The sequence below is a fragment of the Rhizobium mayense genome, from assembly GCF_030272705.1.
Classification (GTDB): Bacteria; Pseudomonadota; Alphaproteobacteria; order Rhizobiales; family Rhizobiaceae; genus Rhizobium; species Rhizobium mayense.
This window is the reverse complement of sequence record NZ_JARFYM010000007.1, coordinates 176,390-189,571: the sequence shown is the minus strand read 5'-3', so window position 1 is coordinate 189,571 and position 13,182 is coordinate 176,390. Positions and strand designations below refer to the sequence as shown.

The 13,182-nt window shown below is 60.3% G+C and carries 12 protein-coding genes and 1 tRNA gene; 10 read left to right on the top strand and 3 right to left on the bottom strand.

Annotation, left to right across the window (positions count from 1 at the left end):
• Positions 1-420 precede the first annotated feature (420 nt).
• Positions 421-495, bottom strand: a tRNA-Gly gene (locus PY649_RS12050).
• A 244-nt stretch (positions 496-739) separates the two neighbouring features.
• Between PY649_RS12050 and PY649_RS12045 the strand changes: the two genes are divergently transcribed.
• The 4 genes from PY649_RS12045 (at position 740) to PY649_RS12030 (ending at position 3,474) form a co-directional block, all read left to right on the top strand.
• Entirely contained in the window at positions 740-1,249 is a 510-nt protein-coding gene (locus tag PY649_RS12045) for a prolyl-tRNA synthetase associated domain-containing protein (RefSeq protein ID WP_285868616.1), read from the top strand.
• Between the two features lie 158 nt (positions 1,250-1,407).
• Positions 1,408-2,385 (top strand): thioredoxin, encoded by a 978-nt coding sequence (trxA, locus tag PY649_RS12040; RefSeq protein ID WP_285868614.1) that lies wholly within the window; start codon positions 1,408-1,410, stop codon positions 2,383-2,385.
• A 231-nt stretch (positions 2,386-2,616) separates the two neighbouring features.
• On the top strand, positions 2,617-3,276 hold the full coding sequence (locus PY649_RS12035; protein WP_285868613.1) for an LON peptidase substrate-binding domain-containing protein: 660 nt from the start codon (positions 2,617-2,619) through the stop codon (positions 3,274-3,276).
• A 9-nt stretch (positions 3,277-3,285) separates the two neighbouring features.
• Positions 3,286-3,474, top strand: coding sequence for a Trm112 family protein (locus PY649_RS12030; RefSeq protein ID WP_285868612.1), 189 nt, complete (start codon positions 3,286-3,288; stop codon positions 3,472-3,474).
• A 28-nt stretch (positions 3,475-3,502) separates the two neighbouring features.
• Here the strand turns inward: PY649_RS12030 and PY649_RS12025 are convergent, their stop codons facing one another.
• Positions 3,503-4,717, bottom strand: a complete 1,215-nt coding sequence (locus PY649_RS12025; protein WP_285868611.1) for a ubiquinone biosynthesis hydroxylase — start codon at positions 4,715-4,717, stop codon at positions 3,503-3,505.
• Between the two features lie 83 nt (positions 4,718-4,800).
• Here PY649_RS12025 and tesB point away from each other — a divergent pair, with 83 nt between their 5' ends.
• The 6 genes from tesB (at position 4,801) to PY649_RS11995 (ending at position 12,460) form a co-directional block, all read left to right on the top strand.
• On the top strand, positions 4,801-5,685 hold the full coding sequence (gene tesB, locus PY649_RS12020; protein ID WP_285868610.1) for an acyl-CoA thioesterase II: 885 nt from the start codon (positions 4,801-4,803) through the stop codon (positions 5,683-5,685).
• A 212-nt stretch (positions 5,686-5,897) separates the two neighbouring features.
• On the top strand, positions 5,898-6,248 hold the full coding sequence (locus tag PY649_RS12015) for a P-II family nitrogen regulator (protein ID WP_285868609.1): 351 nt from the start codon (positions 5,898-5,900) through the stop codon (positions 6,246-6,248).
• 27 nt (positions 6,249-6,275) lie between these two features.
• The gene (locus PY649_RS12010; protein WP_285868608.1) at positions 6,276-7,718 is read left to right on the top strand and encodes an ammonium transporter; all 1,443 of its coding nucleotides are present in this window, start codon (positions 6,276-6,278) and stop codon (positions 7,716-7,718) included.
• A 277-nt stretch (positions 7,719-7,995) separates the two neighbouring features.
• On the top strand, positions 7,996-10,656 hold the full coding sequence (locus PY649_RS12005) for an FtsK/SpoIIIE family DNA translocase (protein WP_285868607.1): 2,661 nt from the start codon (positions 7,996-7,998) through the stop codon (positions 10,654-10,656).
• A 134-nt stretch (positions 10,657-10,790) separates the two neighbouring features.
• A complete protein-coding gene (locus PY649_RS12000; protein ID WP_285868606.1) occupies positions 10,791-11,450 on the top strand; it encodes an outer-membrane lipoprotein carrier protein LolA in 660 nt (219 codons plus the stop codon).
• A gap of 206 nt (positions 11,451-11,656) precedes the next feature.
• Positions 11,657-12,460, top strand: coding sequence for an exodeoxyribonuclease III (locus PY649_RS11995; RefSeq protein ID WP_285868605.1), 804 nt, complete (start codon positions 11,657-11,659; stop codon positions 12,458-12,460).
• Positions 12,461-12,719: 259 nt separating this feature from the next.
• On the opposite strand, the gene PY649_RS11990 is transcribed toward PY649_RS11995, so the two are convergent.
• Complete coding sequence (locus tag PY649_RS11990; RefSeq protein WP_285868604.1) at positions 12,720-13,175, bottom strand: cyclic nucleotide-binding domain-containing protein; 456 nt, start codon at positions 13,173-13,175, stop codon at positions 12,720-12,722.
• Positions 13,176-13,182: the final 7 nt, after the last annotated feature.

Sequence of the window (13,182 nt, the reverse complement as noted above, 5' to 3'; positions counted from 1 at the left end):
TTCCTGCCGAGCCATAGACCGCTTCTCCCAGACGATCGTCCCACGAGAAGAAGGCTCGCGCTTGCAACCAATGTCAATCCGGCACCTGCAGCCAAACGCCGTCGCGGGACAAACAGGGTCGGAGCAGGAACAGTCCAAAACCCTGCACTGAGGCCGAAACCTGCAGGTCATTGGACCGAGAAACGCGGGCGTTGTGATTGTCTGTTTGCTTGAAAGGGCAGGGCACACCAACCCACATCGGCGTTAAAGTCTGCCTCCGCGGCCTTATCGTCGGCTGGCTCCAGGTGATCGAACAGAAACGCAAGCCCAGGCAGTCCCGCAGTGTTTCAGCCGCTCTTTGGGGGTGGCGGCATACAGTTCAAACAACAAAGCCGCCTGTGCGGCGGCTTTTGTTATTCGTCTGATTTCCTTGAAGAAAACTGGAGCGGGCGAAGGGATTCGAACCCTCGACCCCAACCTTGGCAAGGTTGTGCTCTACCCCTGAGCTACACCCGCTCATATCCGCAGCCGTCCGGGGTAGTGTGTTGGACCGCTGGGCGTCGTCTTGCGGCGACGGGCGCTATATGGCCTAACCATTTTTCAAATGCAACAGGGAAATGACGAGGTCGCGAAGAAAAATCTGCATTTTTTTGATCATCCACCGGAAAGCCCGGGAACGCCTAGCTCTGTCGTCTGGAAGATTGCAAAGGATTTGTGAGCGACGTATCAGGGGCGGATCGTTTTTTATCGCGAGACCGCCATGACAGAGAACAGCCCGAAAAACCGCGACGATCTTTTCCGTTTTCTGGATGGGCTCGGCATTTCCCATAGCACCAAAGATCATGCGCCGGTGTTCACCGTCGCCGAATCGGTGTCGCTGCGCGACGAGATCCCCGGCGGGCATACGAAGAACCTGTTCGTGAAGGACAAGAAGGATAATTTCTTCCTGTTGACGGTCGAGGAGAATGCCACCGTCGATTTGAAGACGGTGCACATGCTGATCGGCGCGGCCAGCAAAGTCTCCTTTGGCAAGCCCGAAAAACTGCTAGAATATCTGGGCGTCATTCCGGGCTCGGTGACGGCTTTCGGCGCCATCAACGATACCGGCAAGAACGTGACCTTCATCCTCGATGCCGAATTGATGGAACACGACATCGTCAATTGCCACCCGTTGTCGAACGATGCGACGACCTCGATTGCCAGCAGCGATCTCCTGCGCTTCATGGAAGCGACGGGTCATACGCCGCTAGTCTTGAAAGTGACGGCGTGACATACGATTTTAACGCTGCGATTAGAGCGAGATGACCTGTCTTCGAACTGTCCTGTCGCTCAGGCAATTTCATTGAGCGTGATTTTATCCAAAATTCGCTTCGTTCTTTTTGGAATCATGCTTTAAAGGTCCAGAATGCCGGTAAGCGGGAGATACTCATGAGTGGTTCAAACAATCCCTATAACGCTTCTTTCGGCGGCCAGATGTCTGCCTCGGCATCCTATGGTGCTGCGCCTGTGTCATCCGGCGGCGCTTCACCCATCAAGGACACCACGACGGCGAATTTCGCCCGGGACGTCATCGAGGAATCGCGCAACCAGCCGGTGCTGGTGGATTTCTGGGCGCCCTGGTGCGGCCCGTGCAAGCAGCTGACGCCGGTTCTGGAAAAGGTCGTCAATGAGGGCAAGGGCCGCGTCAAGCTGGTCAAGATGAACATCGACGATCATCCGGCCATCCCCGGTCAGCTCGGTATCCAATCCATTCCGGCCGTCATCGCCTTCGTCAACGGCCGTCCAGCCGACGGTTTCATGGGCGCTATTCCGGAAAGCCAGGTTCGTCAGTTCGTCGATCGCCTCGGCGGTCCGGCTGACGGAGCCGGCGATCAGGCGGCGGAGATCGAAGCGATTTTGGAAGAGGCAGCCGGTCTTCTGGCAGGCGGCGATATCAATGGCGCCGCCGAGCTGTTCGGCGCGGTGCTGCAGGCCGACCCGGAAAACGCCAAGGCGCTTGCCGGTATGGCCGAATGCATGATCGCCGCCGGCCAGAGCCAACGGGCGCGCGAGGCGCTGACGGATCTGCCGGAAACGCTTGCCAACGATGCCGGCATCCAGGCTGTGGTGAAGAAGCTCGATCAGATCGAAGAAGCCCGCAAGCTCGGCGATCCGGTGGCGCTCGAGCATGAGCTGGCGATCAATCCCGACAATCATGAGCAGCGCGTCAAACTCGCAAAGATCCGCAATGTCGAAGGCAAGCGCGACGAGGCCGCCGAGCATCTGCTGACGATCATGCACCGCGACCGCGGCTTCGACGACGACGGTGCGCGCCGTCAGTTGCTGCAATTCTTCGAGGTTTGGGGTCCGAAGGATCCCGCAACCATTGCCGCGCGGCGCAAGCTTTCGTCAATCCTCTTTTCTTGAGGCATTGCGCATTCGAGGGGCGCGATCGTTCCATCCGGAGCATCGTGCCTGCCTCGAACGCAGTTGAAGACAAAATGCTTCGAAGTTTCGCCCGGAAATGCTCTTGTGTTTTCGGGAGAGGGGCCCACATTGTCCTTTGGCGCGGAGTGTGACGGGATAATCGCCGCTGAGGTATCGTTCCTGCGTGTCTTATCGAGACGCACGACGCAGTGATGTAGCGGGACGGGAATCATGCAAGTCGGCAATGCCAGATATCTGAAGCCAAGCGACCTGCCGGAATCGGTGGTTGTGTTCCCCCTGTCCGGCGCTCTGCTTTTGCCAACCGGGCAATTGCCGCTCAACATCTTCGAGCCGCGCTATCTCTCCATGTTCGATGCGGCGATCGCCGGCAACCGGCTGGTTGGCATCGTGCAGCCGGCGCTCAGCGAGACGCCGGAAACGGCGCATCTTTCGCATGTCGGCTGCCTTGGGCGGATCACGTCTTTCGCCGAGACCGGGGACGGCCGCTATATCACCTCCCTGACAGGCATTTGCCGCTTCCGGCTGATGGACGAGATCATCACCCATCAACCCTACCGCACCTTCCGGATCACGCCTTTCATTTCCGACCTCAAGTCGCGCGACGAGGAAGACAGCGTCGATCGCTCGGCTCTCCTGTCCGCCTTCCGGGCCTATCTCGACGCCAACAAGCTGGAGGCGGATTGGGAGAGTGTGGAGCGCGCCAGCAACATGACGCTGGTGAATTCACTGGCGATGATGGCGCCCTTCGACCCTGCCGAGAAACAGGCGCTTCTGGAGGCGCCCGACCTGAAGACAAGGGCGGAAACTTTCATCGCCATCATCGAGATCGTGCTCGCCCGCTTCGGCGACACCGATTCCGTACTGCAATAGGGGTTTGCAATGGACATCACGGTCAGCAAAGTGGACCCGAAGCTGCTCGACCTGCTCGTCTGCCCTCTTACCAAGGGGCGCCTGAGTTACGATCGCGAGAGGAACGAGCTGGTGTCGGAAAAGGCACGGCTCGCCTATCCTATCCGAGACGGCATTCCGATCATGCTGATCTCGGAAGCGCGGCGTATAGAGGACTGAGGCTGGTTTTCTTCCCGATAGTGCTTATTCAGATCGCCTCTCCGGCGAGAAGCCGTGGATTGTCCCTGGCGGCCGTGCCCGCAGCCTGGCCGATGAAGTAGGATTTGAGTTTCGGCAGCCGGTCGACGAGGCCGAGGCCGAAATCGCGGGCGATTCGCACTGGCGTGATATCATTGGAAAACAGCCGGTTCAGCACGTCGGTGGTCACCCCCATGCGGAAGGTGTCGAAACGCCGCCAGGTCTGGTAGCGTTCGAGGATGTTGATCGAGCCGATATCGAGGCCAAGGCGGTCGGCTTCGACGACGGTTTCGGCCAGCGCCGCAACATCCTTGAAACCGAGATTGAGCCCCTGGCCGGAGATGGGGTGGATGCCGTGGGCCGCGTCGCCGGCGAGCGCAAAGCGCGGTGCCACGAAGGCGCGGGCAAGCGTCAGGCCGAGCGGGAAGGCGCGGCGGTCGCCGACCGTGTGAAGCGCGCCGAGCTTATGGCCGAAGCGGCGCTCCAGTTCCTCTTCGAACACCAGATCGTCGGAGGCGACGAGCCGGTCGGCGTCCGGTGTGCGCTCGGTCCAGACGAGCGAGGCGCGATTGTTCTTCAGCGGCAGGATGGCGAAAGGTCCGGAAGGCAGGAAATGTTCCTCGGCGCAGCCATTGTGCGGCCGTTCGTGCTCGACGGTCACGACGATGCCGGACTGGCCATAATCCCAGCTTACGGTCTTGATGCCCGCCATGTCGCGGAGCTTGGAGCGCACACCATCGCAGGCGACCAGCAGCCGCGCTTCCTGCGTGCTGCCGTCCGAGAGCGTCAGCGTGACGTTGGCGTCCCCCGTCTTGAAGTCTGTCGCGCTGACACGGTGGCGAATCGCGATGCCGAGGCGTTCGCAGGCGCCGCGCAGAGCGCCGACCATGGCGAGGTTCGGGACCATATGGGCGAAGGGCTGACCCTCCTCCACTTCGCCGTCGAAAGTCAGAAATACCGGCCGCACGGGATCGCCCGTGCGTGAATCGGTGACGATCATTCTGGTGATCGGCTCCGCTTCCGGCTTGATCTCGTCCCAGACGCCGAAGACTTCCAGCATCTTCGTGGCGGCGGCGATGATCGCCGAAGCACGCATATCTTTTTTCCATGCGGTTTCCGGGGCTGCCTCTATGACCATGACGTCAAGATGGGGTGCTGCCTGCTTGACGGCGACCGCAGCGGCAAGACCCACATAACCGCCACCCACTACCAGCATGTCCAACATAACGCTTCCCCGTGTCCGACTGTCGTTTCCTGTTCTATATAGAGCATCCCATTCGTGGTTCCTACCTTCGGAGTTTATTCAAAATGTCGCGCGAGAACGAGAAACTGACCGCCATGCAAGTCACGCTCGCGACATTGGATCTGGAAACGATCGAGATGAACCTGTTTCGCGGCAACAGCCCGCAGGTCGGCTGGCAGCGCGTCTTCGGCGGGCAGGTCATCGGCCAGGCGCTGATGGCGGCGCAGCGAACCGTGGCGGACGATCGTTTCGTGCATTCGCTGCACGCTTATTTCATGCTCCCCGGCGATCCCGCCGTCCCCATCCTCTATCAGGTCGACCGGCTTCGGGACGGCTCGAGTTTCAATACGCGCCGCGTTCTGGCGATTCAGCACGGCAAGGCGATCTTTGCGATGACGGCTTCCTTCCAGATCGATGAGCCGGGCTTCGAGCATCAAGGCGAGATGCCGAAGGTGCCAGCTCCGGAAGAACTGATGGACGAACAGCAGATCAAGGAACGCTATCTTGCTCGTGCGCCGGAAAATGTACGCCGCTATTGGGAGCGAAAGCGCGCCATCGAAATCCGGCCGGTGTCTCTCGATCGCTATTTCTCCCGTTCGCAGCCCAGCGAGCGTCAGGATATCTGGGTTCGCCTGACGGGACCGGCGCCGGACGACCGGCTCTATCAGAATGCCGTGCTCGCCTATCTTTCGGATATGACGCTCATCGATGCGGCGCTGCATGCGCATGGCACGTCGGTCTTCGACTCGAGGCTGCAGGTCGCGAGCCTCGACCATGCCATGTGGTTCCACCGGCCGTTCAAGCTCGACGACTGGCTGCTTTACACCCAGGACAGTCCGAGTGCTTCGGGTGCGCGCGGGCTGGCCCGTGGTAGCCTTTTTACGAGATCCGGTGTCCTGATTGCGTCGGTTGCGCAGGAAGGGTTGATTCGTAAAAAGGCAAATGATTAAATTTTGCGCAAATTTATAAAATTGCTATAAATTTAAGCGCGTGAAGCGCATCGGGGTGCCGTTTTATTAGCGGCCCAAAGTAAATCCGTTAAAATTCAACTGGTTATGGACGCGTCATGAATCTGGCACGGCCCTTGAATGTGTATGGCCAGTCGCTGCTGAAGCATTCGTCAGCGGCAAGGAGAGTCGGCTCGGCGCCGAGGGTAAAAAGGATGGGAAACCAGATGAAAATTGTGATGGCCATTATCAAGCCGTTCAAGCTCGATGAGGTCCGTGAGGCCCTCACGGCTGTCGGCATCCAGGGCCTGACTGTGACCGAAGTGAAGGGCTACGGACGCCAGAAGGGGCATACCGAAATCTATCGCGGCACCGAATATGCGGTCAGCTTCCTGCCGAAATTGAAGATCGAAGTCGCGGTCGCATCCGAAATCGTCGACATGGCAGTGGAAGCCATCGCGTCGTCTGCCAAGACCGGCCAGATCGGCGACGGCAAGATTTTCGTCTACTCGATTGACCATGCCGTGCGCATCCGTACGGGCGAAACCGATTCAGAAGCGCTGTAAGAGCGGCCGATCAGGGAGTTATTTGCAATGACATCTACTAAGCTTTCCTCCACTCTTGCACGGGTAGGCGCGCTTTCTGCGGCCTTGCTCGCGCCGGCAATCGCCTTTGCGCAGCAAGCCGCGCCGGCCGCAGCCCCGGCAGCCGCTGCCGCAGCACCGGCAATCACCATGGACAAGGGTGACAATACCTGGATGCTGGTTTCCACGGTTCTCGTCCTCCTCATGACCATTCCGGGCCTGGCGCTGTTCTACGGCGGTCTCGTCCGCGCCAAGAACATGCTGTCTGTCCTCATGCAGGTCTTCATGATCACCGCGATGGTCATGATCATCTGGTGCGTCTACGGTTACTCGCTCGCCTTCACAGATGGCGGCGCGCTGAACAGTTTTGTCGGCGGCTTCTCCAAGGCTTTCCTTGCCGGCGTCAGCACCGATTCGAAGGATCTCGTCGAAACCTTCACCAAGGGCGTCGGCATTCCTGAGCTCACCTATGTCTGCTTCCAGATGACCTTCGCCTGCATAACGCCGGCCCTGATCGTCGGCGCCTTCGCCGAGCGCATCAAGTTCTCGGCCGTCATGCTTTTCGTCTTCCTGTGGGTCACCTTCGTGTACTTCCCGATCGCCCACATGGTTTGGTACTGGGGTGGTCCGAGCTCTTATTCGGCTCCGTCGGGCATGGTCTTCGGCTTCGGCGCGCTCGACTTCGCCGGCGGCACGGTCGTCCATATCAATGCCGGCATTGCCGGTCTGGTCGGCGCGATCATGCTCGGCAAGCGTACCGGTTACAAGAAGGAGATCATGGCGCCGCATTCGATGACGCTCACCATGGTCGGCGCATCGCTGCTGTGGGTCGGCTGGTTCGGCTTCAACGCCGGTTCCAACCTTGAAGCAAATGCTTACGCTTCGCTTGCGATGATCAACACCTTCGTCGCCACCGCTGCTGCAGCCCTTTCGTGGTGCCTCGTTGAAACCTTCACCCGTGGCAAAGCATCGATGCTCGGTGCAGCTTCGGGTGCCGTCGCCGGTCTCGTTGCCGTCACGCCGGCTGCCGGCTTTGCCGGCCCGATGGGCTCGATCGTCCTCGGTATCCTGGTTTCGCCGATCTGCTACTTCTTCGTCGACGTCGTGAAGAACAAGTTCAACTACGACGACAGCCTCGACGTCTTCGGCGTCCATTGCGTCGGTGGTATTTTCGGCGCCCTGATGACCGGTATCCTGGTCAATCCGGCCCTTGGCGGCGCTGGCATCGTCGACTACTCGACGGCTGACTTCGCAGCCTCCTATCCGGGCACGGCAACGCAGCTGCTCAGCCAGCTGAAGGCAGTTCTCACCACGCTGCTGTGGTCCGGCATCGGTTCGGCGATCCTCTACAAGATCGTCGACATCATTATCGGCCTGCGCGTAACGCCGGAAGCCGAGCGCGAAGGTCTCGACCTCGCTTCTCACGGCGAAGCTGCTTACCACGCTTCTTAAATCCGGAGATTGCGGCGCCGGGACAATGCTCCGGCGCTGCTGAACATCCCGTCGCGGCCTATTTCATTGAGATAAGCCGCTCTTGGCCCGGACTTTCGTTCGGGCCTTTTTTATGCGCGGCCGCTTTTGCCCATGGCCATAATTTCACTGATTCGGCCGCCGCGCCCGCATGGTTAACATGCCATTAACCCTCCTCTGATTAGGTAGAGCTGACGTACTGGGTGAGTGGCATGACGCCGATTCGCTTGTGCTTTCGATAACGAACGGGCTGGATATTATGGGCAGAAGCAATTCGGCAGCGTTGGGCGGTCGTCCCGACCGCTTCTCGCTTTCGGTAGTCGTTTGGCGGCAGGTGAGGGGCCTTAGCGGCTTCGCGCTGCTGTTCCTGCTGGCGCTCGCCGTTGCGGCACTGGCGACCTGGAACGTCATGGACCCCAGCTATTCCTACGCCACCAGCAATGCGCCGACCAATATACTCGGCTTTCCGGGTGCTGCCTTTGCAGACATCATGATGCAGGCGCTGGGACTTGCCTCGGTCGTCGCACTGCTGCCGGTCGTCGCCTGGGCTTTCGCGCTGATTTCCAATCGCAGGATTCATCGTGTGCCGGCTCGTCTCGGCGCCTGGGTCGGCGGGGCCATTGTCGCTGCCGGTTCCATTGCCTGTTTCCCCGCACCTCCGACCTGGCCGATCCCGAACGGTATCGGCGGCGTCATCGGCGACATCGTCCTGCGCTTTCCCGCCCTTTTCATCGGCACCTATCCGCGCGGCGTCTTCGCTACCGTGTTCGGCTCTGTTCTCGCGATCCCGGCCGCCTGGCTCATGCTGTTCGCAGCCGGCGTTGTCGGCCGCAGCCTGGTGGAAGACGAGGAGGACGAGGACGAAGAGGACTATCAAAACACGCAGAGCCGCGCCCGCAATGTCGGAGATGACGAAGAGGATGACGATCGCGGCGGCTTCCTGGCCTTCGGCGCCCTCATGCATGCCTGGTACAATTGGCAGGCGCGGCTTCGCCGCCTGTTCGGCATGGGTCCGCGCAAGCGTCGCGATCAAGCCTTCGATGCGCCCTACGATTTCAATGATGATGAGTTCGGTACGCTGAACGAGCCGGTGCGTGCCAAGGCGCAGGTTGTCCGCGGCGAGCGTCTCGAACCGTCGATGGACGGCCCGGCGCCACGCCGCGTCGTTTCTCCGCCGTCGATGAATATCGACGATGATGAGGATGAGGACGACGATCCGTCCTATGAACGCGAGCTGCCGCGTCCGGCGGGCATCCTCCCGGATGACGAAGACGACGAATGGGCGCTGCGTCCTGCTTCACCAAAGGTTCCCGGTCACCGTGTCGTTCCCGCCGCCGCCCGGCCGAAGCCTGGCGTCCGCGCCGAGCGCGAGGCGCAGACCTCCTTCATTCGCCCCTATGGCTTCCAGCTTCCGGCCGTGCACCTGCTCGCCGAGCCGAAGACGATCGTGCGGGACGCGACGCTGTCTTCCGATGCGTTGGAGCAGAATGCCCGTATGCTCGAGGGTGTGCTCGAGGACTTCGGCGTCAAGGGAGAGATCATCCACGTCCGTCCGGGCCCGGTCGTGACGCTGTATGAATTGGAGCCGGCGCCGGGCATTAAATCGTCCCGCGTCATCGGCCTTGCCGACGATATCGCCCGCTCGATGAGCGCGATCGCCGCCCGCGTCGCCGTCGTCCCCGGCCGCAATGCTATCGGCATCGAATTGCCGAATTCCACCCGTGAGACGGTCTATCTGCGCGAGCTCATCGCCAGCCGTGATTTCGAAAGCTCCAAGGCCAAGCTCGCCATGTCGCTCGGCAAGACGATCGGCGGCGAACCTGTTATCGCCGATCTCGCCAAGATGCCGCATCTGCTCGTCGCCGGCACCACCGGCTCGGGTAAATCCGTCGCCATCAACACGATGATCCTGTCGCTGCTGTACCGCATGACGCCGGAGCAATGCCGCCTGATCATGATCGATCCGAAAATGCTGGAACTCTCCGTCTATGACGGCATTCCGCACCTGCTCTCGCCTGTGGTCACCGATCCCAAGAAGGCTGTCGTCGCGCTGAAATGGACCGTCCGCGAAATGGAAGAGCGCTACAAGAAGATGTCGAAGATCGGCGTGCGCAACATCGACGGCTTCAATACCCGCGTCGAGCAGGCGGTCGCCAAGGGCGAGGCGATCAGCCGTACCGTTCAGACCGGCTTCGATCGCCAAACAGGCGAGGCGATCTACGAGACCGAGGAATTCGATCTGAAGCCGATGCCCTACATCGTCGTCATCATCGACGAAATGGCCGACCTGATGATGGTCGCCGGCAAAGATATCGAAGGTGCGGTGCAGCGCCTGGCGCAGATGGCGCGTGCCGCGGGCATCCATGTCATCATGGCGACGCAGCGCCCATCGGTCGACGTCATCACCGGCACGATCAAGGCGAACTTCCCGACGCGCATCTCCTTCCAGGTGACGTCGAAGATCGACAGCCGCACGATCCTCGGCGAGCAGGGTGCCGAACAGCTCCTCGGTATGGGCGATATGCTGTACATGGCCGGTGGCGGACGCATCCAGCGCGTGCACGGGCCCTTCGTCTCCGACGGCGAAGTGGAAGACATCGTCTCCTACTTGAAAACGCAGGGCTCACCCCAATATCTCGATGCAATCACCGCCGACGAGGACGGCGACGACGATGGTCACGGTCCAGCGGGTACGGCCAACCTCTCCGATTCGGAGGATCCATACGATCAGGCGGTGGCGATCGTGCTGCGTGACGGCAAGGCATCGACTTCCTATATCCAGCGCCGGCTCGGCATCGGCTATAACCGCGCCGCCTCGCTGATCGAGCGCATGGAACAGGAAGGTCTGATCGGGCCGGCCAACCATGCGGGCAAGCGCGAGATTCTCGTGCCGACAGAAGCGGACGTTCTCGATCGCTGACGGGTCATGAGCCCGTGACACATATCCAGAATATGGTGTCGGAGATTTGATCGCGGCTCGTGACCGAGCAGGGGCCGCCGCGCCATGAAGACGCCGATTTTGCGCGCCATGGACAAAGCATGAAGGAGAATTCGATGAAAAAGTTTGATGCGCAGCCCTCGATCCACCTGAACCTCACTCGCCGTCATTTCCTCGGCGCTATGGTGGCTGTGGGCGCGGCAAGCGTGGCACCCGCGGCGGGAGCCTTCGGGCAGCAATCGGTAACGCTCAATCCCGATATTGCTCAGGCGATCGCCGACCATTTCTCGTCCATCAAGACCATGAAGGGTGGCTTCCTGCAGATCGGACCGCGTGGCGATCAGCTGAGCGGCAGTTTTTTCATTCAGCGTCCCGGCAAGCTGCGCTTCAACTATGATCCGCCGTCGCGTATGCGTGTCATCTGCGACGGCAACAACGTCCAGGTCATCAATGACCAGACGCACACGAACAACATGTATCAGCTTTCGAAGACGCCGCTGAGCCTGTTGCTCGCCAACAAGATCGACCTCTCCGCCGACATGGTTCGCAATGTCGAAGCGCAGCCCGATCTTACCAAGATCACGCTCGGCAACCGCACCGTCTTCGGCGATGCGACCATCGCCATGATCTTCGATTCCAAGACCTACGACCTGCGCCAATGGACGGTCATCGACCCTCAGGGCAAGACCACCGATGTCATCGTCAACAATGTGAAGACTAACGTTTCCTTCGACGACAGCGTCTTCCGCATCGATTATTCGGGCACGAACCGGTAGTTCTCTTCCCTGCTTCAACATCGAGCGAAGACGTTGAATGATCTTCCTTTTTCTTTCCTGTCGGGCTAAACCCCTAGGGCGTCGTGCGTTCGCCTGAACGCACAAAGGTCGCTCTAATCATTTGAATCTAGAGCATCTTATCCGCTTGCAGGTGATTCCACCTGAAGGCGGGATGCTCTAGCGGGATTGAAGGCAGGGGTCTGTGCATGGGATTTTCGATTGCGACTTGGAACATCAATTCGGTGCGGCTGCGCATGCCGATCATCGAGCAATTCGTGATGCAGCACCGGCCCGATATTCTCTGTCTGCAGGAGACCAAGGTCCCGAACGAGCTCTTCCCGCTGTCGCCGCTGAGGGCACTGGGCTACGAGCACATCATCGTCCATGGCCAGAAGGGCTATCATGGTGTCGCCATCGCTTCGCGCATTCCGTTGACCGAGGACCATCGGCAGGATTATTGCAACGTCGGCGATGCCCGCCACATCTCGGCGATCTTCCATCGCGGCAGCCGACGCATCCGGCTGCATAATTTCTACGTCCCGGCCGGCGGCGACGAGCCGGATCGGACGATCAATCCCAAGTTCGGCCATAAGCTCGACTTCATCGAGGAGATGAAGCGACTGCATGCCAATGCCGAGCCGAACACCTCGGCGATCCTCGTTGGCGATCTCAACATCGCGCCGCTCGAGCATGACGTCTGGTCGCACAAGCAATTGCTGAAGATCGTCAGCCATACGCCGATCGAAACCGACGGGTTGATCGAGGTGATGAAGCGCGGCGCCTGGCTAGATCTGATGCGCCAGCAGGTGCCGGAAAGCGAGAAGCTTTATACCTGGTGGAGCTATCGCGCCAAGGATTGGGAAGCGGCTGATCGCGGTCGTCGTCTCGACCATATCTGGTCATCATCCGATCTCGGCCCGCTTCTGCAGCGCATCGACATCCTGAAGGCGGCACGCGGTTGGGATCGCCCGTCCGACCATGTGCCGGTGACCGCGCATTTCAATCTCTGAGATATTAGGGTGAGTTCAAGAGTTCCGCTGGCCATGGGGCCTACCGCGATCCTTCGAGGCCTCGCCGCTTCCACTGACGCTCCAGCGTCAAGGTGCCTCAGGATGAGGTGGTGCGAATCTCGGGGCTGGTCGAGACGATCAGCCGTGATGGTGAGGAAGAAGCTCGCCCCGCCCTCATGGTGAGGTGCGCAGGCCAAAGGCCGGAGCCTCGAACCAGGAGGGTCGGCCTCATGGCTCAGCAACCGCCAAGGCTGGAATCTCAGGAAAACCGATGCAGCAAGGCCGCAGCCTGCTTGGCGAGGATGGAGAAATTTTCGCGGACGCGGTTTTGGATGAGGAGGCCGGCGTCGGGATATTCCTCTATCAGCCGGAGAAACAGGGCGCGTGTGATGCGGATGACATCGGAGTCCTCCAGCGCCACCGCGGTATATTTGCGCTCCACCAGCGTCACCAGCGCCAGTTCCGAGAGCATGGTGCCGGCTTGCACGGTCGCTTCGACATGCGGCTGCCCGGCGGCATCGACGGTGCTCAGCTCGAAACTGCCGCGAGTGACGACATAGGCGCATTCGGCGGGCGATTTTTCCCGGAAGAGTGTCAGGCCGGCCGCGACATGGCGGCGGTCGGCGCCGAAGGCGATCAGCCGCAACGGCTCGTCGCCCATGCCGTGGAACAGCGGCAGTTGCGACAGCAGACGGATATCGTCATTGAGCGCCATCTCTTGT

What these genes read in the sequence shown, in the direction of transcription:
- PY649_RS12030 (WP_285868612.1), top strand. Translation starts at nt 3,286, where the DNA reads ATGGACATCACGGTCAGCAAAGTGGACCCGAAGCTGCTCGACCTGCTC.
- PY649_RS12015 (WP_285868609.1), top strand. Translation starts at nt 5,898, where the DNA reads ATGGGAAACCAGATGAAAATTGTGATGGCCATTATCAAGCCGTTCAAG.
- PY649_RS11990 (WP_285868604.1), bottom strand. Translation starts at nt 13,175, where the DNA reads ATGGCGCTCAATGACGATATCCGTCTGCTGTCGCAACTGCCGCTGTTC.
- PY649_RS12000 (WP_285868606.1), top strand. Translation starts at nt 10,791, where the DNA reads ATGAAAAAGTTTGATGCGCAGCCCTCGATCCACCTGAACCTCACTCGC.
- PY649_RS12045 (WP_285868616.1), top strand. Translation starts at nt 740, where the DNA reads ATGACAGAGAACAGCCCGAAAAACCGCGACGATCTTTTCCGTTTTCTG.
- trxA (WP_285868614.1), top strand. Translation starts at nt 1,408, where the DNA reads ATGAGTGGTTCAAACAATCCCTATAACGCTTCTTTCGGCGGCCAGATG.
- PY649_RS12010 (WP_285868608.1), top strand. Translation starts at nt 6,276, where the DNA reads ATGACATCTACTAAGCTTTCCTCCACTCTTGCACGGGTAGGCGCGCTT.
- tesB (WP_285868610.1), top strand. Translation starts at nt 4,801, where the DNA reads ATGTCGCGCGAGAACGAGAAACTGACCGCCATGCAAGTCACGCTCGCG.
- PY649_RS11995 (WP_285868605.1), top strand. Translation starts at nt 11,657, where the DNA reads ATGGGATTTTCGATTGCGACTTGGAACATCAATTCGGTGCGGCTGCGC.
- PY649_RS12025 (WP_285868611.1), bottom strand. Translation starts at nt 4,717, where the DNA reads ATGTTGGACATGCTGGTAGTGGGTGGCGGTTATGTGGGTCTTGCCGCT.
- PY649_RS12005 (WP_285868607.1), top strand. Translation starts at nt 7,996, where the DNA reads ATGGGCAGAAGCAATTCGGCAGCGTTGGGCGGTCGTCCCGACCGCTTC.
- PY649_RS12035 (WP_285868613.1), top strand. Translation starts at nt 2,617, where the DNA reads ATGCAAGTCGGCAATGCCAGATATCTGAAGCCAAGCGACCTGCCGGAA.